Source organism: Vibrio sp. YT-18 (assembly GCF_033337345.1).
Taxonomy (GTDB): Bacteria; Pseudomonadota; Gammaproteobacteria; order Enterobacterales; family Vibrionaceae; genus Vibrio; species Vibrio alginolyticus.
The window spans coordinates 1-1123 of the sequence record NZ_JAWOQO010000206.1 but is presented as its reverse complement, the minus strand read 5'-3'; the positions used below and the strand labels follow the sequence as shown (position 1 = coordinate 1123).

Below are 1123 nucleotides of genomic sequence, written 5' to 3'. Positions count from 1 at the left end.
TGACGTCCGGCTTGAGAGCTTTGGCTTTTTCGACCGCTTCTCTGCCATTTACCGCAACGTCAATCACTTCTAGGCGCGATTCTGAGTTGATGATTTCGCTTACGCGACGACGGAAAAAACTCGAATCATCAACGACTAGTACTTTAATCGCCATTTTGTTCCTTTTCTTTACGTCAGCTTAGATGCGCGAAGCTGCTGCGTATTGCTTCAATAGATCTGGCACATCAAGAATCAATGCAATGTGACCATCACTGGTAATCGTCGCACCAGCCATACCTGGTGTACCTTGCAATAAGTTATCTAATGGCTTGATAACCACTTCTTCTTGACCGATAAGCGTGTCGACGACAAAACCAACGCGTTGACTGCCGATCTGCACAATCACAACATGACCATGACCGATGCGTTGCTCCACGCGAGGAGACTTAGACGCCAACCAGTTTTGTAGGTAGAACAGTGGAATAGACTTATCGCGAACGATGATGGTTAACTGACCATCTACCACGTTGGTGCGGCTTAAATCTAAGTGGAAAATCTCATTTACTGACGCAAGTGGTAGTGCAAAAGGATGACCGCCAACACCCACCATTAAGGTCGGCAAAATCGCTAGAGTCAGTGGCACTTTGATGGTGATCTTCGTGCCCTTGCCCAGCTCTGAATCGATGTCGATAGAGCCGTTTAGGGTGTTGATCGCCGTCTTAACTACGTCCATACCCACACCGCGGCCTGAAATATCAGAGATCTTCTCTTTACTTGAGAAGCCAGGGGCGAAGATAAGGTTGAAACACTCCTTATCCGATAGACGCGCTGCTGCATCTTCGTCCATCATGCCGCGTTTTACCGCAATGCCACGAAGTTTATTAGGATCCATACCGCCACCATCATCAACGATAGCCAATTCGATATGGTCACCTTCTTGTGAAGCAGATAGGATGACTTTACCAGTGCGCGATTTCCCCGCTTTTACGCGGTCTTCTGGCATTTCAATGCCATGGTCAACCGAGTTGCGTACCAAGTGGATCAATGGATCCGCTAGCGCTTCTACTAGGTTTTTATCGAGATCGGTTTCTTCACCGCGCATTTCTAGCACGATGTCTTTATTTAGGTTACGAGCCAAGTCACG

General features: G+C 47.7%; 1 protein-coding gene and 1 pseudogene. Both read right to left on the bottom strand.

Annotated elements, in window-relative coordinates; all coding sequences use genetic code 11:
- Positions 1–154 (bottom strand): annotated as a pseudogene (locus tag R7M72_RS25460) (chemotaxis response regulator protein-glutamate methylesterase); the annotation flags it as partial.
- A 24-nt stretch (positions 155–178) separates the two neighbouring features.
- Positions 179–1123, bottom strand: a 945-nt coding sequence (locus R7M72_RS25455; RefSeq protein WP_318056506.1) for a chemotaxis protein CheA, incomplete at its 5' end; no start/stop codon positions are given.